A 21,815-nucleotide genomic window follows, 5' to 3' on the forward strand; every position below is an offset into this window, starting at 1 on the left:
TTGGGTTCCAAGTTTCGAGGTGACTAAGTGGTAGACCTTTCCAGAAGAAGACTCTTTGCAAGAAAAGCGCACCCCGACAACGCCGTACGTTTGCCTTGGTTAACTAAACCGCAACAGTTTACGGACGATTGCACTCGCTGCGGTAAATGCATTGAGGCCTGTGAAACAAAGATTATAACCAAAAGTGATGGCGGATTCCCCTCGGTCGATTTTTCCATCGATGAATGCACATTTTGCTATCAATGTGCAAACGCCTGTCCTGAGCCCCTTTTCTTGCCAGAAACAGAACAACCTTGGCAAGCAAAAGCAAGTATCAACGATAACTGCTTAGCAAAACAAAATGTCGAATGCCGAAGTTGTGGGGATATGTGCGACCCGATGGCAATTCAGTTCAAATTAGAACTGGGGAAAGTAGCACAACCCAATTTAGACCTTGATGAGTGTAACGGCTGCGGCGCCTGTGTTTCAGTGTGCCCGACTTCATCCATCAATGTGAGCAATACAACAGCCTAAGCCGAATGTCGTCGGCCAAAGGCAATAAAAATAAATGAGAGAGCTATATGTCACTAAATGAAGTGCATATTTCAAGTTTGGTAGTACATGTGCTGCCGGAACATTTGGACGAAATCAAACAAAAGATAGAAGCACACGAAAATGCGGAAATCTATGGTGACAGTCCTGAAGGCAAGATTATCGTCGTACTTGAAACTGAGAACCAAGGTTTCATCACAGACACTATCGATGCCATTAACAATTTACCGAACGTCTTAAGCACGGTATTGGTTTATCACCAAATCGAAACTGGGCTTGAAGAAACGGATGAAGAAGACACTGGAACACAACATTCCCAAATCGAGGGTGAAGTATGAAAATGACAAGACGTGCGTTTGTGAAAGCAAACGCGGCTGCATCAGCTGCTGCTGTCGCAGGTGTGACACTACCAGCATCTGCAGCCAACCTGATTGCAAGCTCTGATCAAACCAAAATCACATGGGACAAAGCACCTTGTCGTTTCTGTGGTACAGGCTGTTCTGTTCTTGTTGGCACTCAAAACGGCAAAGTGGTAGCAACACAGGGTGACCCAGAAGCACCAGTAAACAAAGGTCTGAACTGCATCAAAGGTTACTTCCTTTCTAAGATCATGTACGGTCAAGACCGTCTAACTCAACCGATGCTACGAATGAAAGATGGCAAATTCCACAAAGATGGTGAATTTACACCTATCTCTTGGGATGACGCTTTCGACATCATGGCTGAGAAATGGAAAGCTTCCCTCGAGAAAAAAGGCCCAACAAGCGTAGGTATGTTTGGCTCAGGCCAATGGACAGTAATGGAAGGCTACGCTGCATCAAAGTTAATGAAAGCAGGCTTCCGATCAAACAACATTGATCCAAACGCTCGCCACTGTATGGCTTCTGCCGTTGTAGGTTTCATGCGCGCATTCGGTATCGATGAGCCAATGGGTTGTTACGATGACTTTGAGAACGCAGACGCTTTCGTTCTTTGGGGCTCAAACATGGCAGAGATGCACCCGGTTCTATGGACTCGCATTACTGACCGCCGCCTAAGCCACCCTCACGTTAAAGTGAACGTGCTTTCTACTTACTACCATCGTTCATTTGAGTTGGCAGACCACGGCTACATTTTCAATCCTCAGTCTGACCTTGCAATTGCTAACTTCATCGCAAACTACATCATCGAAAACGATGCAGTAAACTGGGACTTCGTGAACAAACACACGAACTTCACTCAAGCAGACACTGACATCGGCTACGGTCTACGTGACGATGATCCGCTACAAAAAGCAGCGAAGAACCCGAACTCTGGCAAACTCACTTCTATCTCATTCGAAGAGTACAAGAAATCAGTAGCGCCATACACAGTAGAGAAAGCATCTGAAATCTCTGGTGTTGAGAAAGAGAAGCTTATCGAGCTTGCGAAGCAATACGCGGATCCAAACACGAAAGTGATGTCTCTATGGACGATGGGTATGAACCAGCATACTCGTGGTGTATGGATGAATAACTTGGTTTACAACATCCACCTACTAACCGGTAAGATCTCGACTCCGGGGAACAGCCCATTCTCACTAACGGGCCAACCATCAGCATGTGGTACCGCTCGTGAGGTTGGTACGTTTGCTCACCGCCTACCAGCGGATATGGTGGTTGCTAACCCTAAACACCGTAAGATTGCAGAAGACATCTGGAAACTGCCAGAAGGTACGATTCCACCAAAACCTGGCTTCCACGCCGTATTGCAAGACCGTATGCTGAATGACGGCGTTCTGAACTGTTACTGGGTTCAATGTAACAACAACATGCAAGCCGGTCCAAACATCAACACAGAACGTCTTCCAGGTTACCGCAACCCAGAAAACTTCATCGTTGTGTCTGACCCATACCCGACAGCAACAGCACAAGCAGCAGACCTTATTCTTCCTACCGCAATGTGGATTGAAAAAGAAGGTGCTTACGGTAACGCAGAGCGTCGTACTCAAGCTTGGTACCAACAAGTGGGCACGGTCGGTCAAGCAAAATCCGACCTTTGGCAGCTAATGGAGTTCTCGAAACGCTTCAAAATGGAAGAAGTGTGGCCTGAAGAGCTTCTAGCGAAAGCGCCTCAATACCGTGGTAAAACAATGTACGACGTACTTTACCGTAATGGTAACGTCGACAAATTCCCTATCGAAGAAGCTCGTGAACTGAATGACGATGCTCACCACTTCGGTTTCTATGTTCAAAAAGGTCTGTTTGAGGAATACGCAACATTTGGCCGTGGTCACGGTCATGATTTGGCTCCATACGACCGCTACCACCAAGTGCGTGGTCTACGTTGGCCTGTTGTTGATGGTAAGGAAACACAGTGGCGCTTTAAAGAAGGTTCAGACCCATACGCGAAAGAAGGTTCTGGTTGGGACTTCTACGGCAATGCTGACGGCAAAGCGAAGATCATTTCCGCGCCATACGAAGCGCCACCAGAAGTACCGAACGATGAATTTGATATGTGGTTATGTACTGGTCGTGTTCTTGAGCATTGGCACACAGGCACCATGACTCGTCGTGTACCTGAATTATACAAAGCAGTACCAGACGCAGTGTGTTACATGCACCCAGAAGACGCAAAAGCACGCAATGTTCGTCGTGGTGAAGAAGTACTCATGGCAAACAAACGCGGTGAAGTACGCGTTCGTGTTGAAACTCGCGGTCGTAACCGTCCGCCAAAAGGCTTGGTATTCGTACCGTTCTTTGATGCACGTATTTTGATTAACAAGCTTATCCTAGATGCGACTGATCCACTGTCTAAACAGACAGACTTTAAGAAGTGCCCAGTCAAAATCACTAAGATTGCTTAACCTTCAGATACTGAATGCTACGGCCGTCATTATGGCGGCCTAATAAAGAATTTAAGCCATAAAGGCGGAGATGAAATGATGAAAAAATTACTTGTCGCAGTTTTATCTGTAGGTGCGTTAGTGACAGGCATTGCGCAAGCTGAGTTGGATAATCCAGGTGGTATTGGTGGTCTAGAATCTTTACGTGGAATGTCTCAATTGGAAGATACGCGTCCAGCAGACGAGTTCAAAGACTTCCCTAAAGATCAAATCGTTGAAGACAGCTATGTTTATCAACCACCGTTGATCCCACACAGCATTCGTCACTACGAAATTTCGTTAAATGCTAACAAGTGTCTTGCATGTCATAGCTGGAAAAATGCAAAAGAGTCAGGTGCGACTAAAATTAGCGTAACGCACTATGTAAACAGAGAAGATGCGGTACTGGCAGATATGTCTCCTCGTCGTTACTTCTGTTTGCAATGTCACGTTCCACAAACGGATGCAAAACCACTAGTGGAAAACGAGTTTAAGGCAGTCGATTCGCTTCAGTAATTGAAACGCGAGTACTAAGAGGTTACTTATGAAAATACTTAAAGCGTTTTGGAAGAGACTGTCGAGCCCGAGTAAAGCTGCCGCTGGTGTGGTTTTATTTCTAGGCTTCGCTGGTGGCCTTCTATTTTGGGGCGCATTCAACACAGGTATGGAAGCAACCAACACAGAAGAATTCTGTTCTGGCTGTCACGCGCCGATCGTTGCTGAAATTCAAGAAACAATTCACTACTCCAACCGATCTGGTGTTCGTGCGATTTGTTCAGACTGTCACGTTCCTCATGAATGGACGGATAAGATCGTTCGTAAAGTACAGGCATCTAAAGAGCTATTTGCACACTTCGTAACGAAGACGATCGATACGCCAGAGAAGTTCCAAGAGCGTCGTGGACACCTCGCAGAGCGAGAGTGGGCACGTATGAAAAAGAATGACTCTCTTGAATGTCGTAACTGTCATGAGTTTGATTTCATGGATTACTCTCAGCAAGGATCACGTGCGGCAGAACAACACTCCACCGCTCTCGCTTCAGGCGAGAAAACATGTGTAGACTGTCACAAAGGTATTGCGCACAAACTACCAGACATGAGCGGCGTTGAAGGCTGGCACTAAGGAGACTTACCATGAGTACATTAGAATCTGTAATTTGGCATATCCTTGGCTACAGTGCTATGCCAGTGATTATTCTTTCCGGCTTTGTGGCGGTAGCAGCAATCTCTCTCTGGCTGCTGTCATTTGGTAAGGATAAAGAGGTGTAACGTAACGCATCTCTACTCGTCAACTAGCCTATTTGTTGACACTGAGCGCCGAGCAAATGCTCGGCGCTTTTTATTTATTAATCAATGGTACTTGCCAACAATAAACAAGCAGTCATACATAAAAAAAGCGACCATAAAGGCCGCTAAGATTTACTGCTATAGGGAGTCGTTTAAGATTCTTTTACTGGCAGAACCTGTTTGACGTATTGTCCTGGCGCCTCATCAATAACCGGATGGTTTTCTGAGCCAATAGGGAAAGGCTCAACTTGCTCTTTAGGGTTGAATTGGAGTAACCACTCGTTCCAGTGTGTCCACCACGATCCCTCTTTGTGTTCCGCGTTATTCAACCACTCATCAGCAGAGTCATCCAAATTATCGTTCAACCAATAACCATACTTATTTTTAGCTGGAGGGTTCACGATGCCCGCAATATGACCAGATTCACCGAGGACAAACGTTTTGTTACCACCCGTGTTCAGCGCACCACGGTAAGTTCCCTGCCATAACGCAATGTGGTCTTCTTTCGTTGACACAAAATAGCTAGGAATTTTGATCTTATTTAGATCAATCCATACTCCACCAATTTTGACGCCTTTATCTTGCACCAGCTTGTTCTCTAAATAGAGCTCGCGAAGCAAGAAATTGTGAGATGCAGCGCTGACGTTGGTGCTATCGCTATTCCAGTACAACAAGTCGAAATCAACCGGACTGTTACCCTTCAAGTAATTGTCGACGTAGTAGTTCCAGTACAAGCTGTTTTCACGCAGTAAACTAAACGTCACGCTTAAGGAACGGCCGTCCATATACCCTTTTGCGTTATTTTGCGCTTCAATTGCACTAACAATGGTGTCATTGATATACGCGCCGACTTCACCTGGTTGAGAGAAGTCGAGCAACGTGGTGAAGAAAGTGGCAGACTTAATGCGCTTCTTCATACGTTTTGCAGCGTAGTAGGCAACCGTGCTTGCTAAAACAGTACCACCGATACAATAACCAGCAGCATTGATTTGCTCTTGTCCTGTTATATCTTCAATTGCAGCGACGGCTTTCACTACGCCTTCTGTCACGTAGTCACCAAACTCTATGTGCGCTTGTGCCTTGCCTGGATTGCGCCAAGACATCATAAATACACTATGCCCCTGCTCTAACAACCATCGAACCATTGAGTTCTTTGCTGTTAAATCAAGGATGTAGTATTTATTGATGAAAGGTGGGACGATGAGCAGCGGCGTCGCATTCACTTTCTCTGTTAGAGGTCGATATTGAATCAACTCAAACAATTCGTTTTGAAAAACCACATTGCCCTGTGTCGTCGCAACGTCATCTCCCACGCGGAATGCATTGTTATTCGTCATACGAATTTTTAAAATGTCTGCGCTCGACTCAACGTCTTCTTTCAACTGCTCTAAGCCTGCCAGTAAGTTTTGACCGTTTTGCTCAAGTGTCAGCTTCAAAAGCTCTGGGTTAGTGGCGATGAAGTTGGAAGGAGAAAGGGCGTTAATGGCTTGGCGAGAGAAAAAAATAATACGTTCTTTCGTCTTTTCATCTAAGCCTTCCAAAGACTCGATGGTGTCCAGATAGGTCTTACTAAATAAAAGGTAGGATTGTTTGATGAAGCTATACATGGCTTCATTTTGCCACGCTTCGTTTGAGAAACGCTTATCCCCTTTTTCAGCTTCGACGATTTGTGCTTGGTTCCCTGCCAATGCAACATTCTGCCAAATTTGCAGCTGCTGTTCCCACCACTGTGCTTGCAGCTTTAAAATCGCAGCAGGCTGATTCGCAGCTTGTTCGAACAGTTTGGCAGTATCCTCAAAGTTCACTTCTTGCATGGCCTTGTTTAAAGGAGAGTTCACGACTGCCTTGTTCACTTCGAAATCATGCCACCACTGATGATTGGTTTCCTGAAGCTTCACAAGATAGTCCGAAAAGAAGTGTTGAAACATAGTCTTACTCCTATATTCGGAAAAAACAACGCCGCCCAAATCTAGGGGCGGCGAGAATCGGACAAATTACGCTGGAGTAACAGTCTTTAGATTTTCCGAAGTCATTTTCTCAACGTCTTCTTTGAACTCTTTTGCAATCGCTTGAAGCTTGTTGCTGTCATCCATCATTTGTTGAGAAAGTTTAGTAAGTACGCTTAGTTGCTGACTGTTGAAAGCAGTCAATGACGTTACGTCTTTGATTTCTGTCGCTGCTTTCATCTGGTTTAGACCCACTTCACTGTATGTGCGAATGGCGTTCAATTGAAGCTCGGTCAACACTTCTACGTTTTTTGTCACTAGCTTGTTGAACTTCAAGTAAGGTTCTAGATTTTTTTCAGTTTGATCGCTAAATGTTTTGAAGAAATCTGTGTACATGGTTTGTCTCCTAGAGAAAGAATTAAAAATGTCCGTTTAAATAATTACTTAACTGTCTTTACAACCACAGCCGTGCCCATGCCGCCGCCCACACAAAGTGAAGCAACGCCATATTGACCATTTTGCTTATGAAGCTCGTGAACCAGCGTGACTAAGATTCGGTTTCCAGATGCACCAAGCGGGTGTCCTAGCGCGATAGCACCGCCGTTAAAGTTCGCTTTATCTTGAATCGCGTTAACTGGAACTTGGTTTGTTTCCGCCAACTGATGAATCACGCCAAGTGCTTGCGCTGCAAATGCTTCGTTTAACTCGTAAACGTCGATGTCATTTACTGTGAGTTCCGCTTTTTCGAGTGCTTTATTGACCGACTCAACAGGACCTAGGCCCATGATCTTCGGATCAAGACCCGATTGCGCATAGCTTACGATCTCAGCAAGCGGCGTTAATCCATGCGCTTTAACTGCGCTTTCAGACGCCACGATAATCGCACTCGCGCCATCGTTAATGCCTGATGCATTACCCGCAGTCACAGTGCCTTCGCGGTCAAAAGCAGGACGTAGCTTGCTTAAGGCTTCCATTGTCGCGTTCGCTTTTGGGTATTCATCCGTATCAAACATCACGGTTTCACGGCGTTGCTTTACTTCCACTGGCACAATTTCGTCTTGAAATTTGCCAGCTTCGATAGCGGCTACCGCTTTCTGTTGGCTAGACAGCGCGTATTCGTCTTGCTGCTGGCGAGTTAAGCCGATTTGTTTTGCTACGTTTTCTGCCGTCACACCCATGTGATATTGGTTGTAAACATCGGTTAAACCGTCCGCTACGAGCAGATCTTTCAGTTCCAGATTGCCCATTTTGTTGCCATCACGAATGCTGCTTGGTGCAGCAAATGGAATCTGAGACATGACTTCAACACCCGCTGCAACAACGATCTCAGCATCGCCACTACGGATATGGGACACGGCATCCATGACCGTTTTCATGCCACTACCGCAAACCATGTTTACGCCATATGCAGGAACAGATTCAGGAATCCCCGCAAACAGTGCCGCTTGGCGGCCAACACCCATTCCTTGACCTGCACCAACAACGTTGCCGACAATCACTTCGTCAACCTTGTCGCCAGGCAACTTTGCCGCTTCCAACGCGCCTTTAATCGCTACTGCTGCCAGATCGCCAGCAGAAGTATTTTTCAGGCTGCCACCAAAAGCACCAATTGGAGTACGCTTCGCCGCTACGATAAATACTTTTTCCATCATCTTCTCTCCTTAGTGCATGTATAGGCCGCCGTTCACCGACAAAGTCTCTCCGGTGATGTAGGCGCCCGCATCGCTGACCAAGAAGCTCACTGATGCTGCAATTTCTTCTGGTGTCGCAAGACGTTTCATTGGAATTTGGTTCGTGATGGATTCCAGCACTTCTGGCTTCATTTGCTCAACCATTGGCGTACCCGTGTAACCCGGAGCGATAACATTAACTGTCACACCCGAGCGAGCACCTTCGTATGCTAAGGCTTTAGAGAAACCGATCATCCCAGCTTTCGCCGCCGAGTAGTTTGCTTGACCAAACTGCCCTTTAAGACCATTGACTGAAGAGATATTGATGACACGACCACCGCCTTTTTCGCACATTGCAGCAAAGAGGGGTTGCGTAACGTTGAATAAACTATTGAGGTTGGTATTGATGACATCATTCCAAGCTTGCGCAGTCATCTTTTTAAACACGCCATCACGTGTGATTCCTGCGTTGTTGACAACAACATCAATGGTTCCTTCCTCCCCAAGCAATTGCGCCAATTTCTCTGCACACTCTGTCGTGTTTGTTACATCCAACTCAAAAAGGCGAACCTGATCTTTGGTAAACCCTTTGCTGTTGAACCACTCCAGCGCACATTCGTAGTTACCTGTGAAATAAGTAGCGATTACACGGTAACCGTCATTGACTAATTGAGAGGAAATAGCAGAACCAATTCCGCCTTTTGATCCAGTGATCAAAGCGACTTTCTTCATTGAAGACTCCATTCTTAACGGCATTTAAAAAGCAAACTTAATACACTGATGAAATAGTTCACCAACTGACGTGTTTATTTATTCTTTTGACAACCAATCCCGTGCTGCCTTTATTTTAAGTTAACCTAGAAATATTACATTTCAAATAAAAAACTCACCCAATTGCATAAGATTGATTTAGATCTCATTACCCGTGAAATGTTATAAAATGGTTAATTTTACATAAGTCATTGTTTTAAATCACACTTCCACAAAAGCCACACCAACAGAAATAGAAACATAATTATTAAATATCATGTACTTACATACAGAATGGTAGACGTTACATTATGTCATGATTTAAGATCTGAATTTTAAGCCTATATGATTACAACAAACTTGAGATTAGAATAATAATTCAATTATCAGTAAAAATAATTATCAAACATATCATTTAATTACTGTATTTAATGATAATTTAGTTATCAATTCGATTATTTTAATACAGTGATGATTAATACCGATAAAATATAATAAATTAAATATATTTAATCTAAAAATGATATAAGAGCTTGTCTCATACTGGTGCAATACGCACTATTATGACGCATAGATTAAAATATAATTTCATTTTAAATTTATATATTCGAAGAACATCAACTAGCTACTAGTGAAAGTAATCGTTCGCTTTGTAGTAGCATCCTTTTCCACTTTGCACTATCTTTGTGGCTTCTCTTTAATCACTAAATCATCAACAGATATGAATCTTGCATTGCTCAGTATGTTCATCCCTACTTTCTTTTTTGTCTCAATCACACCTGGTATGTGCATGACTCTCGCCCTAACGTTAGGTATGACTATCGGTTATCGTCGCACGTTATGGATGATGATAGGGGAACTTCTCGGTGTCGCGCTGGTGTCAGTCTCTGCGGTGTTAGGTATCGCTGCGATTATGCTCAATTATCCTTGGATGTTTATCGCGTTAAAGTTCATTGGTGGCGGTTATTTACTCTATCTTGGTGTTGAAATGTGGCGATCGCGAGGGAAACTTGCGATTAATGTCGACAACTTAGAAACACCAAAGAGTGACAATATCGCACTTATCATGCAAGGCTTCGTTACCGCAATCGCAAACCCAAAAGGCTGGGCATTTATGATTTCTCTTTTACCGCCTTTTATAGACCAAAACGCAGCGCTTGCACCGCAACTGATCATACTTGTCTCCATTATTTTACTGTTTGAGTTCATTTGCATGTCTCTGTACGCTACTGGTGGTAAAGGGTTGAAACACGTATTAGGTCAGTCTAAGAATGTACGTCTAATGAACCGTATCGCAGGCACTTTAATGATGGGAGTTGGTGTCTGGTTGCTACTAAGCTAAGGCAAACTGGAAACAATGAAAAATATTCTGAATAAAATCGCTCAAGTCATGGGTGAAGTATTGGACTTTCAAGCCCGAGTTTGGGTTGTGAACGTCTATACCGGTGAGCATAAAGGCGAGTCTTATGTCGTTAATGAAGATGCTTTCTCTGTACCTCTTCAGTGGATGAAGAAGAAAGGCTACCAAGAGTCAATGTTGAATAAAGTCGAAGCAATGAAGCGCTCACAAGTCTTAGAGTTCGATTTGGGACTTGTGAAACATCGCTTGATGCGCGTGAAATAAGCACAAAAAAGCGCCACTCAAGATGAGTGGCGCAAGCACTTTTACCTTAAAAATAATGCTACGGCGCAGCGTCGATCTCAACTGGAAGATAATGTTTCGGCTCCAGTTTCAACCACTCCGGCAGAACAGTACCAATCGAAATCGAAGACCATGTACCCGACAGAACGCCAATAAACATGGCGGTTGAGAAACCAGCCAAAGGCGCTCCTCCCATAATCCATAATGCACCAACAGTGATCAATGTCGTACCAGATGTCACCATGGTGCGTGAAAACGTCGCGATAACAGCTTGATCATTGATGTCTTCTGTTTTCCAACTCTGTTTCGCAATCAACAGCTCACGGATTCGGTCTGCAATGATGATCGAGTCATTCAATGAGTAACCTAAAATTGCTAACACCGCTGCAAAAACGGTTAAGTTGAACTCCATTTGAGTAATTGCAAAGAAACCAAGCACTAAGATCACATCATGGGCCAAAGCAAACAGTGAACCACTGGCCAAACGCCACTCAAAACGGAAACACAAGTAACCGAGAATACTCAACACACAAATCAACAATGCTAAGCCACCTTGTTCAAACAAGTCTTGGCCAACTTGAGCGCCAACTATACTGTTGCTGACAACATCAACTTGGTGAGAGATTGGCTTCAACACCTCTTCTACACTTGGCAACGTTTGTCCATCTTCCGGCGCAGAGTAACGAATCACCCAACGGCCATCTTCACCAGAGCGCGTCACTGACGCAGATTCACCAAGCTTTGGTTGCAGAACGTCAAGCAGATCATGGTTAGTTAGCTGCTTATCTACCTTTACTTCTGTCACCATACCGCCAGTGAAGTCCAAACCTAGGTTCAACCCTTTAAAGCCTAGAGCGACGATCGCGATCACCGTTAAAATGATGGAAACTAGCGTAGTAAAATAGCGAATTTTACGAATATTTTGTTTTAGCATTTCGACCATGATTAAACCCTCACATCACGACGGGCATCGCGGCCCCAAATTAAATTGATCATTGCTCGAGAGGCAAATACGCCTGTAAACATACTGGTTAACAAACCTAATCCGAGTGTTAAGGCAAAGCCTTGGATTGGGCCATTACCGATGGCGTACAAAATCACGGCGGTGATCATGGTAGTAATGTTGGCATCAAGGATGGTCGAGAATGCGCTGTCAAAGCCAAGATCAATCGCTTGAGCGAAGCTGCGGCCTTCACGCATTTTGTCCTTAATACGTTCAAAGATAATAACGTTGGTGTCTACTGCCATACCGACGGTTAACACTAAACCGGCAATACCCGGAAGCGTTAGAACCGCTCCTGGTAACAAGGCGATTAAGCCAAGCAAACAAAGCATGTTGGCGCAAAGCGCCACGTTCGCTACCCAACCTAAGCGGCGGTACCAAAGTGCCATAAAGGTCAGTGTTAGTCCCATACCTAAAGCCAGTGCTGCAAAACCGTTTTCAATGTTTTCTGCCCCCAGAGAAGCACCGATTGTTCGCTCTTCCACAATAGTAACCGGCGCGGTCAGTGACCCCGCGCGAAGCAATAGCGCCAACTGCTGCGCATCGTCCATGCTACCTGCCCCAGTAATACGGAACTGGCTACCAAGCTGAGATTGAATAGTCGCGACGCTGATAACGCGCTCACTACGCTCAGTTACACCGCGATCGTTTGTTTTGTATTCACGGTAAACGGTCGCCATTGGCTTGCCGATGTGAGTTGCTGAGAAGTCACTCATTTTCTTACCACCAGCGTGGTCAAGAGAAATATTGACTTCTGACATGCCCATTTTGTCGACACCAGCACGAGCGTTCACGATGTGCTCGCCCGTTAGAACTGGTCGTTTTGACAAAATCACAGTACGACCATCATTATCTTGAAGAACAAGATCTTGGCTGCTGTGTGCTTGGCTCGCATCTTTCACTTCATAAAACGCCAAGCTTGCTGTTGCACCAATAACGTTTTTCGCTTGAGCAGGATCTTGTACACCAGGGAGTTCAATTCGAATGCTCTCTTTACCTTGGCGTTGCACTAGTGCTTCTGTGATACCAAGTTCTTCAATACGACCACGCATGATCTTCAGGTTTTGTTGAAGAGTCGACGATTGAAATTCTTGGATATTTTGTTCACTCGGTTCAAGCACAAAGCCACGAGATGAACTTTTTGAAATCCAGCCCGGGTAGTTTTGACGCAAGAACTTGTTCACTTCCGACAATGCTTGCTCGCTGTCACTGTTTACCGTAATTCGGTTGCCGCTCTCTGCTCGAACTTGCACACCACGAACACGTTGATCACGTAGGTTCGCTTTGATTTCATCAATCAACGCATCACGTTGTTCTTCAAACGCTTTATTCACATCAACATTCAACAAGAACTGAACGCCACCACGAAGGTCAAGACCGAGCTTAATTGGGCTAAAGCCCATCTCATTCAACCATTCTGGCGCAACCGATACGTATGAGAAAGTGATGCTGTCGTCTTTATTTAGCTCTTTGTTTAACAACGCACGAGCTTTACTTTGCGCATCTTCACCATCGAATACAATGGTTGTTTTGCCGTCTTTTTCGATGATTTTGTCGGCTGAAATATGGTTGGTTTTTAGCAGTTGATTCAGATGAACAACCGACATTTCACTGTTGTTTTGCTCCGAAAACGTCAACTGGATAGAAGGCTGTTCGCCAAACCAAGTTGGTATAGCACTTAGGGTTAAAATAATGACCGTCGTGATTAATACTACATATTTCCAAGCTGAGTAGTGATTCATCAGCTTTCTGTTCTTTTGCTGCTTTGGTGTTTTTTTCATGTAAACATCATCCCTTCACGATGAAGTGAAGCTTTTAATAACAAGGCTTAACACACGACAGATGCTCCCAGAATAAATTCAGGGTATGAAATGCTCAGAACGCTCACGTCCTGTCGAATACAATCGTCGTGTTAAGAGTGCACAATGGTGCAAATAAATGGTGTTTAGGCAGAAAACTGACTATTGAGTGCGACGTACATGGCATTGGTCTCTTTCCAACCAGAAATGCGATGATCGCTTGTGAAATGATAAAATGTGGACTGGTTGTGACGCCAGTTAATGTCCATCAAGCTGTATGCGTAACCCGCATCAGCGTAAAACGGAGTCGTGAGATCGCCGACAAAATCTACGTGCTCGTCATCAAGCCCTTCCCGTAAGTAAGACGTCCAGCGCTGAGAGTTAAACAAAGCAACGGAATCGAGACTTGCATGGCCTTCAGATACTGGAGATTGAGAGCTTTCTTCTGAGACTTCAGAAAAATCGACGGAAGAGTTTGGCGATACACTTGCGGCTACAAAAGGTTGTAGCTTAGAAAAGTGCGGTACGTGAGCCTTGTGGTCGATTTGCGCAGCAGATACATGCACTGGTAGCAATACCATTGCAAATAGCAGCAAAATCAACTTTCTAAGGTAAATCCAAGACATAGGAACTCACTAAAAACACAAAGAGCCAAGTTAGGTCACTTGACTCGTTGATAGTATTCCTATTGATTATGGTTCACAACTAAAAAGTTATAAATCTCTGATTTCAGGTTTGCATCGTTATTGCATTTATCAAAACGTCTTTAGAGAACTAGTGTAATTGGTCGTGAGTTATCGATAAAAAATATCGCCCTTATCAACATCTAAGTAGATCTTGTTCTCTTGCTCCAAACCGCCACAATAGATGAAGTAAACGTTGCGCTTTTTGAACGTCACAGAACGAACCCAGCCTCCGAGCTCCTCAAAATCACTCGGATCACAGGTTTCATCGTCTAACAATTGCTGTGTTTTCTTACGGAAAATATCCAAGTGAACTTTTAAATCATCCGACTTCTGTAGGTATTCATCCAATATCTCTAAGCGCTCTTGCTCTTTAATAACTGGCTCTGCATCCGATAACCCTTCAGCATTCAACCATTCGGCTTTTTCTTCACCACCCTCTTCATAGACAAGATAGCCGGAGATTCGGTACCACCCATCTACTTTTTCTAACACCGATACTTTTTCTCCCTTATAGAGCGTATCGACAACTAAAGCATTAAGGTCAGGCTTGTTGTAAACATTGACACGACGCTCAATGACGTAGTACTCGGTAACTTCCGGGGGAGCGGCTTCTAAATCCAGAATCGGTTTGGATGTTTCTTTTTGCAGTGAAGATTGCTCGACTTGCGTAGCCTTTGGTGCTTCAGGTTCATCTTTCTGCATAACGAAGAAATAGTATCCAGCCCCCGCTCCGCCGAGCAACAGCATGACAATCAATGCGACGAGAATTTTCTTCATGCCCTTTTCCTTTTCATTCTTTATTCTTATCCCACCAGCAGCACGTATGTCGTAGAAATTTGGGTATATACTCAAAAGAGCAGGTCAACTAACGCGAGCAATAATGATCAACAGACTCAATTGGATACTACTATTTCTTCTGTTCCCGATAACGGGGCACGCCAATATTCAATGTAACCCATCGTCGTGGAATGACAATCTTACCCAATTCAATCGTTTAGAGTCCAATTACAATCAGCATGTTGAGGTATTCAATACACTTTTAACGGAACATAAACAGCGTCAGTTATTGTCCGACACCTTTTCACTGCATGAGCTCGTGCTACTTTGGCGTGCCAAGTCGAACCAAAATGTGTTCAAAGCGCAATTAAAAGCATCGATTCAATACAAAGAAGAGCTCACAACTAAAGCGAATCAACTGCTTAAATTGAGCACACAATCCCAATGGTCAGCTAATGGGTGGGAGATCCTGGCCCAAAAGTGCCGCGAGTCAAACAAAACCGTCAATCAAATAACTGCGGAATGGTATAACACCAACGCTTTGGAACTTGCTGAAGATTACAAGCGCCTCTCTTCACAATATCAAACTCTGTCACAAGTCTATGATAAAGAAGCTCGAGCGCTTCAATACGCTCAAGATGTTTCGAAGTAAAAACAGAGCCAGTTTTGAATAGACGATGTTGGTTTTTCACTCCAATATTGGACGTTATTCGTGCTTTTTTCTTTCCTTAGTCGTGAATGATATCAAATGTAAATAATGGGATTGTTCTCTTTGACAAACTTGACTAAACCATGACCAAGACAATCAATTTATAGAGACATACGTCACATTAATGCTTTACTTATGGACATTTTTTGGTTAGTTTAGCCATTAATAAAATTTAATAAAAAGTCACATTTGGCTGGAGATGATGCTACAAACATGGTTATCAATCGATTAAGTAACAGGGAATGTCCTAATGCTACCAAAGCCAAGTTTTTGTCAGTAGTTAGGCACGTAAAAGAGTTCGGTTCAATCAGTGATTTGGATCTGTGTAAAATCTTCGGAGAAACAATATGGAGTGATGGGAGGGAATACCATTCAGCCGCGTTCTCATTCAAGGTTGATAGATACACAGGTAACTGTGAAATCTCACAATACAAAAACCAATAAGGCTTAAGAATTTATTAAGCGGAGTCAGGAAACGGACTCCGCTTTTTTGATCATGGCAATCGTAAAGTCGTGCTCGGAGTATCCCTCAATCAATCGTGTATTCGGACACAGCAACCGACAATAGCGAAAGACACCTTCTTTATTGTGCGACGCTAACATTTTCATGCTGGGTAGTTTGGATTCATCCAACAAGTTAAACACACAACCTTTCTCTGTCGCTCGGTACATTTTATCAATCATTTCAATGGTATGATTTGGGTTGGTGGATTGATAGTTCAATGATCCGGAAGCAAAAACAAAGTCGCAACGAGGCAATACCAACGTTGAAAAGTCGCCACATATAAACTTACTTTGCGTACGAAAATCTCGTTTTCTGGCTTCAGAGATAAACTGTTTTTGCTGATCAATGCCAATATAGCTTTGAGGAAGCCCCCCCGTAAGTTCGATAAACGCTAACAAGTCTCCGTAGCCGCACCCAATATCTAAAATACTTGAACCGTCTAACGTTAACCCTCGGCACAACGCCTCAAAACGGCTGATCTGACTATACTTATCTGCCCATCCCAGAGTTCGGGCTCTGTCTTTACCAAACTGTCTATATCGCTTTCGATGATAGTGGGCAATCTTAAGTCTATCGAAAAATTTCATCTTTCTTATGCATAAATCGGCAAACTGCCATTTCCTTTCACTTGTCTAATCGCCAGGTGGGTATGAATATCTTTCACATTTTCTAATCGCTGTAACTTTCTAGTAAATGTTTCATAACCAGCGAGATCTTTACTGACCACCTCTAACAGGTAATCATAGGCCCCTGATACGACATGGCATGAGATCACTTCATCCATCTCAACAACGGCATGTTCAAACTCATCAATCGAAGAAGCTTGGTGGTTATTTAAACTCACTTCAACAAATACAGTCATCGCGATGCCTACAGTGTCTCTGGACACAATAGCTCGATAACCACTTATTACACCTTCCTGCTCCAAACGCTTAATGCGTCTTGCACAAGGTGATGCCGATAGCCCTACTTGGTCAGCAAGTTCTGCCGTTGTCAGAGTGGCATCCTTCTGCATTAGGTTGATAAGTTGCCTGTCAATTTTATCCATTTATTCTTCCGTGCCTTTAATCACCAACAATTAACACTTATACGCAATTTATCACCAACATCAAGCCTAATTACGTCAAACTTTGCCTCCCTTTGGCAAGAGTTTTATTCAACAATTAACACATCATTTACAAATGGACATGTCGATAATGATCTTGGGATACGCAGCTATATTAACGACCTTACTGCTTTGGTCTGGTTTCTTTATTTCTTTAAAAGGGGGCGCAATTTCTGCCTTGCAGCCAGCCGATATCGCGTTAGTTCGCTTTCTAATCCCAAGTATAATTTTATTACCATTTGTGATTAAGCATAAACAGTCGCTGCGCGTAGTGCCTAAACGCTACCTGGTTGGTGTTGTGGTTGGAAGCGGCCTTCCCTATCTTCTGGTCGTCGGAACGGCTATGCATTTCGCTCCCGTGGCGCACGGCAGTGCATTAGTACCTGGCACTTTGCCATTGTTTGTTTCTGCTATCGCGGTACTTTGTTATCAACAGTCGCTGAGTGCTCACCGCTTAATCGGGCTTTCTACGGTGTTGTTAGGGATTTTCGTATTCCTTCTTTCTAATAGCGGCGCAGAGTACAACTGGTCTCAATTACAAGGGCATATCCTGTTTCTAACTGGCAGCATCATGTGGGCTGCTTTCACCATCAGCGCTCGTGTCGCCAATCTTAATGCACACGTCTGTGCAGGATTCGTTGCAATCGCGTCTTTGGCTCTGCTCATCATCGCCGTTGGTTTCGGGTGGGTAGACAGTTATTTGGTGGTAACACCGTTCAGCCAGTGGCCATGGGAGGAGTTATTTGGCCACGCGATGCTACAAGGTGTTGGCGCAGGTTTAATCGCTTCTTTCACTTTCATTTATGCAATTAGGATCATCGGTGCCGAAGCCAGCGCTGCTTTTGGTTCATTAACTCCAGTCGTCGCGACACTTCTTGCCGTTCCAATTTTTGGTGAACAACCAGATTCTCTCACTTGGTTAGCGCTGATGTTGGTCACATGCGGCAGTATTGTGGCAAGCCAAATCTTTATGAAAGATGGAATGAACCAAACTTATCGCCCATCACTTCACAGATAGCGATGATTTTACAAAAACTTATGCCTTACTATCTTGAATAACAAAATGGCGTTTTGATAGCCTCAGCTTAACTAAAAAATTAAAACGCCAATGTGATGCCAGCCACTCATACTAAAGATGAACTGCATAGGTTTCTCAAACCGGGAATGAAGCTTTCTACTAATTTCGAATTTGGGCCTAAGGATCAATATACGTATTCCACCACCTATCTGGGGATGAAAGAAAATGCTTATTTGATTCTTGATATACCAATGCGTTTGCTTGAAGAGCAAGTGATGAGAAAACTCCCCAACGCCGATGTCATCGTGCGTGGTGTATCAGATACGGAGTTAGGCCATGTCATTGCGTTTAAGTCTAGCGTGCTGACGACGACCGTTCGACCATCCCCCCTTTTGTTTATCCGCATTCCAGGAACATTTGCAACCAAACCAGTTCGGGAACATGAGCGTTACAAGTTGCAAATGGACTGTAACGTTATTCATGCAGGGAATGTCTACGACGGTAGCCTTATCGATTTCTCTCTAGCAGGTGTTGGTATATCAACCTTGATGGAGCCCGAATTCAACGTGGGTGAGAGTGTTACCATCGAATGCCCGTTAAGCCACTATATCGGAGAAGAAAATCGATGTGTCATTGCCAACATTAAGAAATTGGTGAAGGGATGGGTAGTTGGAATTAAGTTTGCCAGTCCCATTGCGATGACTCACGAACTAAAAACAGAGTTACTGGAGCAATCCTTTCTAACCAGTAACGTCTGAACTTACTGCTCGCTAAAGCGCGTCGCCTCAAAGCTGTTGAGTATTCTGTGAACCGTATAGGTCACAAGCAGCGTCGCAACAATAGCAAACAAAATACTGCTCACGCGATACAGCGCACTGAACATTAAGTCACCATCCGGAGTAAGATATTGGCCGAACAAAATGCCTAATGTGGTTAAACCGCCAAATCCGGCTCCCGAACCGCTAGACTCTTTCACGTGCATATAACTGAACATCATCGCACCAATCCAAAGCAATGGGACGATAAACAATAAGGTATCCGACCAATCGTATAATACAAGTTGTCCGACAACACCAAAGGTCACCCCCATCAAGGTCCCCATTGCTCTTTTTCGCGCATACCCTAAAGCACCGTTCCAATGCATAGGAAACAATAAAAGTAAGGTTGTCGCCTGAGCAGACATAGAGTCACTCAGGTCAAATAGCTGGAATACAAGGAAAGACATTGTAGCGATACTCGCCCCCATAAGGGCTTCATGACGCATTCGATGACTCTGTTTAGGCTGCGACGGTTTCGCTGGTGGCTGACGAGGTTCCGCATCGGGAATCAAAAATGTCACCACATAAGCAACGATCACTGAAATAACATTCGCTTGCAGGTTGCTAAATATTAGGTCATTTAAGTCCGTGGTTGGATAACTAGCAAAATGCAGCATGATGCTTAAGCTAAGTACGCTGTTCGCTCCAAATAAGAACAAGCTCCCTTTTGACATACAGGCGAATTTATATAGGAACAACCCGAATGCAATGATTGTCATCATGCCTGGGTGCCCACCAAATAACCCACCAAGCACACCAACTTCTAATCCACACACAACCGCTGAAAAAATCAGTTGTCGTGCGGCATGTAGACTCATGACTGGCACCATTCCAAGTAACAACATCGGGGTTACAGTAAAGAATACGCCATAGTTCCAACCAAATACTTTACATAAAGTGAAACCAATAGTCGCACCAGTTGCAATGCGCAAACACTGACGGAAGTCGTTTTCCGACATGGGGTGGTCCCATAACTTCATATCGCCTCCTCGTTAATAAATATAATGAAGAAGACTCAAGAATTGGATCTGGCATCTCGCTAACCAGCCAGATAATGCGTTTTCTGGCAGCAACTGCACGGTTGCTCGAGCCCCTGCTGGAAATGCACGCTGCTGAGGCTCATCGATAGCTAAATGTAAACGTAAGCGCTGCGCGTCTCTCACCCAACGGTTTGAGTCAGTTGGTGTTGCTAAGCGACCATCCGCATCGAATTGACCCGAGCTGACCCCGGCATCCACACTCGTAATACGAGCTTCAAATACATCACCAGGCAAGCTATCAAAAGCCACTAACGCACGGCTGTTCTGATTAAAGTGTCGTAAACTCTTTTCACGAAAGTCGGCAATGATATCCACGTCATCGGAGACTAAAGCGACAAGAGGTGTACCAGCTGCCGCATAGGCCCCCGTCTCCAGCTGCAAGTTAGCGACAACGCCATCATGTTCCGCCGAGACTTGAGTGTAAGACAGATTAAGTTCCGCTTGTTTTAGCTGGTTTTGCGCTACGCGGATATTCACATTCGTCGCGCCTAAATCACCGCGGTTTACTTCCAACTCTTTTAAACGAGCACGTGCGGCCAGTAAGTTCGCTTTAGCTGCCGTTGCACTGCTCTGTGCGTCATCGCGCTGCTGTTGCGAAGTACCATTACGGTGAAACAGAGTATTAAGACGTTTTGCTTCGCGAACTTTTTGTTCCGCCACGATTTTGCTCGCTTCAACGTCTGCTTTTGCCGCAGCAATAGAAGCATCAAGTTGTTCGTTGTTTTGAATCACACGCTCAAGGTTAAGTTGAGCCTTTTCTACGGCGAGCTGATAAGGCTGGGGATCAATCTGAAATAGTAGATCGCCTTGGCTTATTTCTTGGTTGTTGGCAACATAAAGATGCGTAATCTGCCCACTCACACGGGGGGCCACTTTAGTTACCACACGCGTTGCCATTGCCTGAGGCGTCAACGGCATGGCGAGATCTGCAACTAGAAAATAGGCAAAGACAAGGACAAACGCGACGCAAGAATATTTGATCCAACGTGCGAATTTTTGATCTGGAGTCATAGGCGTTTACTTCTCTTTTTATTCGGTTTTCTGACTTATTCGCTAAGTGAATCAAGCGCATTGTGAGCAATCTGATCAAGAATCAATGAAAGCTGCTGAAGTTCCTGGTCGTTGATGTCCGTTAGGAGCTTGCTTCGAACTTGAAGAATCCGAGCCTCCATTTGCTTTAGTAGGGTTTTCCCCTCTTCTGTGAGGCTAACAATACGTGCTCGCTTATCGTGTTCACAGCAATGGCGAACGATCAGAGATTGCTCTTCTAATAATTTTAATGTTCGCATCAACGACGCTAACTCGATCTCAAGCGCTTCAGCCAAATGCTTCTGACTGATGTTGTCACCCATTCGATAAAGCTTCCATAACGCAGTCCAACGCGGATACGTTAGGTTTAAAGGCTCTAACTCGCGATCTGCAACCATTTTCCACAAACGAGCAACACGAGATAATTTCTCAGCCAGAGAAAGGTCTCGCAAACTGTTGATGTCTTGAATCATAAGATCTACTCAATTACTTAGCGTGCTAAGTAATATAAAATAGTTAGCACGCTAAGTAAATATCTTTTTGTGATTGAAATCACGTTGGGTGCGTCAGTGAAGGGGCAGAAATCTAAGTAACACAACACGATGTTTGAATTTGAAATGCAGCGATGTACACAACAAACGTCGAGACCAATAAAGTC

Annotated in this window: 24 protein-coding genes; 11 read left to right on the forward strand and 13 right to left on the reverse strand. The window is 44.3% G+C overall.

All coding sequences use genetic code 11. The features are described 5' to 3' along the window. Positions 1–27: 27 nt before the first annotated feature. The 6 genes from napF to R7F67_RS08150 all read left to right on the forward strand — a co-directional run bounded on the left by napF (position 28) and on the right by R7F67_RS08150 (position 4,642). The gene (napF, locus tag R7F67_RS08125; protein ID WP_005373529.1) at positions 28–513 is read left to right on the forward strand and encodes a ferredoxin-type protein NapF; all 486 of its coding nucleotides are present in this window, start codon (positions 28–30) and stop codon (positions 511–513) included. Positions 514–560: 47 nt separating this feature from the next. Beyond that, entirely contained in the window at positions 561–869 is a 309-nt protein-coding gene (locus R7F67_RS08130) for a chaperone NapD (RefSeq protein ID WP_005373535.1), read from the forward strand. Beyond that, positions 866–3,355: a periplasmic nitrate reductase subunit alpha gene (gene napA / locus R7F67_RS08135; RefSeq protein ID WP_005389060.1), complete on the forward strand. Its 2,490-nt coding sequence runs from the start codon at positions 866–868 to the stop codon at positions 3,353–3,355. Before R7F67_RS08130 ends, napA begins: the two co-directional genes overlap by 4 nt. A gap of 78 nt (positions 3,356–3,433) precedes the next feature. After that, complete coding sequence (locus R7F67_RS08140; RefSeq protein ID WP_005389061.1) at positions 3,434–3,889, forward strand: nitrate reductase cytochrome c-type subunit; 456 nt, start codon at positions 3,434–3,436, stop codon at positions 3,887–3,889. A 28-nt stretch (positions 3,890–3,917) separates the two neighbouring features. After that, a complete protein-coding gene (locus tag R7F67_RS08145) occupies positions 3,918–4,496 on the forward strand; it encodes a NapC/NirT family cytochrome c (protein WP_005373542.1) in 579 nt (192 codons plus the stop codon). A gap of 11 nt (positions 4,497–4,507) precedes the next feature. After that, positions 4,508–4,642, forward strand: coding sequence for a TIGR02808 family protein (locus tag R7F67_RS08150; RefSeq protein ID WP_005373546.1), 135 nt, complete (start codon positions 4,508–4,510; stop codon positions 4,640–4,642). 170 nt (positions 4,643–4,812) lie between these two features. Here R7F67_RS08150 and phaC read toward each other — a convergent pair whose 3' ends face one another. The 4 genes from phaC to R7F67_RS08170 form a co-directional block, all read right to left on the reverse strand. Continuing rightward, on the reverse strand, positions 4,813–6,588 hold the full coding sequence (gene phaC / locus R7F67_RS08155; protein ID WP_017819891.1) for a class I poly(R)-hydroxyalkanoic acid synthase: 1,776 nt from the start codon (positions 6,586–6,588) through the stop codon (positions 4,813–4,815). 66 nt (positions 6,589–6,654) lie between these two features. Continuing rightward, positions 6,655–7,002 carry a phasin family protein gene (locus R7F67_RS08160; protein ID WP_005373550.1) on the reverse strand — a complete coding sequence of 116 codons (348 nt, stop codon included), beginning with the start codon at positions 7,000–7,002 and terminating at the stop codon, positions 6,655–6,657. Between the two features lie 44 nt (positions 7,003–7,046). Further along, a complete protein-coding gene (locus R7F67_RS08165; RefSeq protein ID WP_031777157.1) occupies positions 7,047–8,255 on the reverse strand; it encodes an acetyl-CoA C-acetyltransferase in 1,209 nt (402 codons plus the stop codon). A gap of 12 nt (positions 8,256–8,267) precedes the next feature. Beyond that, positions 8,268–9,008, reverse strand: a complete 741-nt coding sequence (locus tag R7F67_RS08170; RefSeq protein WP_005373555.1) for an SDR family oxidoreductase — start codon at positions 9,006–9,008, stop codon at positions 8,268–8,270. Positions 9,009–9,747: 739 nt separating this feature from the next. Here R7F67_RS08170 and R7F67_RS08175 point away from each other — a divergent pair. Both R7F67_RS08175 and R7F67_RS08180 read left to right on the forward strand, forming a co-directional pair. Beyond that, positions 9,748–10,368, forward strand: coding sequence for a LysE family translocator (locus R7F67_RS08175; protein WP_258475559.1), 621 nt, complete (start codon positions 9,748–9,750; stop codon positions 10,366–10,368). A 15-nt stretch (positions 10,369–10,383) separates the two neighbouring features. Then, complete coding sequence (locus tag R7F67_RS08180; protein ID WP_172563731.1) at positions 10,384–10,650, forward strand: hypothetical protein; 267 nt, start codon at positions 10,384–10,386, stop codon at positions 10,648–10,650. 58 nt (positions 10,651–10,708) lie between these two features. Here the strand turns inward: R7F67_RS08180 and secF are convergent, their stop codons facing one another. From secF to R7F67_RS08200, 4 genes are all read right to left on the reverse strand, one after another. Continuing rightward, entirely contained in the window at positions 10,709–11,611 is a 903-nt protein-coding gene (secF, locus tag R7F67_RS08185) for a protein translocase subunit SecF (protein ID WP_005373567.1), read from the reverse strand. Positions 11,612–11,613: 2 nt separating this feature from the next. Next, on the reverse strand, positions 11,614–13,452 hold the full coding sequence (gene secD, locus R7F67_RS08190) for a protein translocase subunit SecD (RefSeq protein WP_154204239.1): 1,839 nt from the start codon (positions 13,450–13,452) through the stop codon (positions 11,614–11,616). A gap of 164 nt (positions 13,453–13,616) precedes the next feature. Next, a complete protein-coding gene (locus tag R7F67_RS08195) occupies positions 13,617–14,096 on the reverse strand; it encodes a hypothetical protein (protein WP_033906372.1) in 480 nt (159 codons plus the stop codon). Positions 14,097–14,264: 168 nt separating this feature from the next. Further along, on the reverse strand, positions 14,265–14,933 hold the full coding sequence (locus tag R7F67_RS08200) for an SH3 domain-containing protein (RefSeq protein WP_225466127.1): 669 nt from the start codon (positions 14,931–14,933) through the stop codon (positions 14,265–14,267). Positions 14,934–15,036: 103 nt separating this feature from the next. On the opposite strand from R7F67_RS08200, the gene R7F67_RS08205 reads away from it, so the two are divergent. Then, complete coding sequence (locus tag R7F67_RS08205; protein ID WP_138940090.1) at positions 15,037–15,585, forward strand: ATPase; 549 nt, start codon at positions 15,037–15,039, stop codon at positions 15,583–15,585. A gap of 525 nt (positions 15,586–16,110) precedes the next feature. On the opposite strand, the gene R7F67_RS08215 is transcribed toward R7F67_RS08205, so the two are convergent. Both R7F67_RS08215 and R7F67_RS08220 read right to left on the reverse strand, forming a co-directional pair. Next, entirely contained in the window at positions 16,111–16,734 is a 624-nt protein-coding gene (locus tag R7F67_RS08215; RefSeq protein WP_005373579.1) for a class I SAM-dependent methyltransferase, read from the reverse strand. Positions 16,735–16,739: 5 nt separating this feature from the next. Then, positions 16,740–17,195: an Lrp/AsnC family transcriptional regulator gene (locus R7F67_RS08220; protein ID WP_005373581.1), complete on the reverse strand. Its 456-nt coding sequence runs from the start codon at positions 17,193–17,195 to the stop codon at positions 16,740–16,742. Between the two features lie 148 nt (positions 17,196–17,343). Between R7F67_RS08220 and R7F67_RS08225 the strand changes: the two genes are divergently transcribed. Both R7F67_RS08225 and R7F67_RS08230 read left to right on the forward strand, forming a co-directional pair. Then, a complete protein-coding gene (locus tag R7F67_RS08225; protein ID WP_225466125.1) occupies positions 17,344–18,270 on the forward strand; it encodes a DMT family transporter in 927 nt (308 codons plus the stop codon). Between the two features lie 95 nt (positions 18,271–18,365). Then, the gene (locus tag R7F67_RS08230; RefSeq protein WP_318057146.1) at positions 18,366–19,028 is read left to right on the forward strand and encodes a flagellar brake protein; all 663 of its coding nucleotides are present in this window, start codon (positions 18,366–18,368) and stop codon (positions 19,026–19,028) included. Positions 19,029–19,030: 2 nt separating this feature from the next. On the opposite strand, the gene R7F67_RS08235 is transcribed toward R7F67_RS08230, so the two are convergent. Genes R7F67_RS08235 through slyA form a run of 3 tightly spaced genes read right to left on the reverse strand, consistent with a single transcriptional unit; the run spans position 19,031 to position 21,630 of the window. Beyond that, a complete protein-coding gene (locus R7F67_RS08235) occupies positions 19,031–20,068 on the reverse strand; it encodes a DUF2955 domain-containing protein (protein WP_065275183.1) in 1,038 nt (345 codons plus the stop codon). Between the two features lie 12 nt (positions 20,069–20,080). Then, positions 20,081–21,139 (reverse strand): HlyD family secretion protein, encoded by a 1,059-nt coding sequence (locus tag R7F67_RS08240; RefSeq protein WP_005373588.1) that lies wholly within the window; start codon positions 21,137–21,139, stop codon positions 20,081–20,083. Between the two features lie 35 nt (positions 21,140–21,174). After that, the gene (gene slyA, locus R7F67_RS08245; protein WP_017635177.1) at positions 21,175–21,630 is read right to left on the reverse strand and encodes a transcriptional regulator SlyA; all 456 of its coding nucleotides are present in this window, start codon (positions 21,628–21,630) and stop codon (positions 21,175–21,177) included. Positions 21,631–21,815: the final 185 nt, after the last annotated feature.

Source organism: Vibrio sp. YT-17 (assembly GCF_033337375.1).
GTDB classification, from domain to species: Bacteria; Pseudomonadota; Gammaproteobacteria; order Enterobacterales; family Vibrionaceae; genus Vibrio; species Vibrio alginolyticus.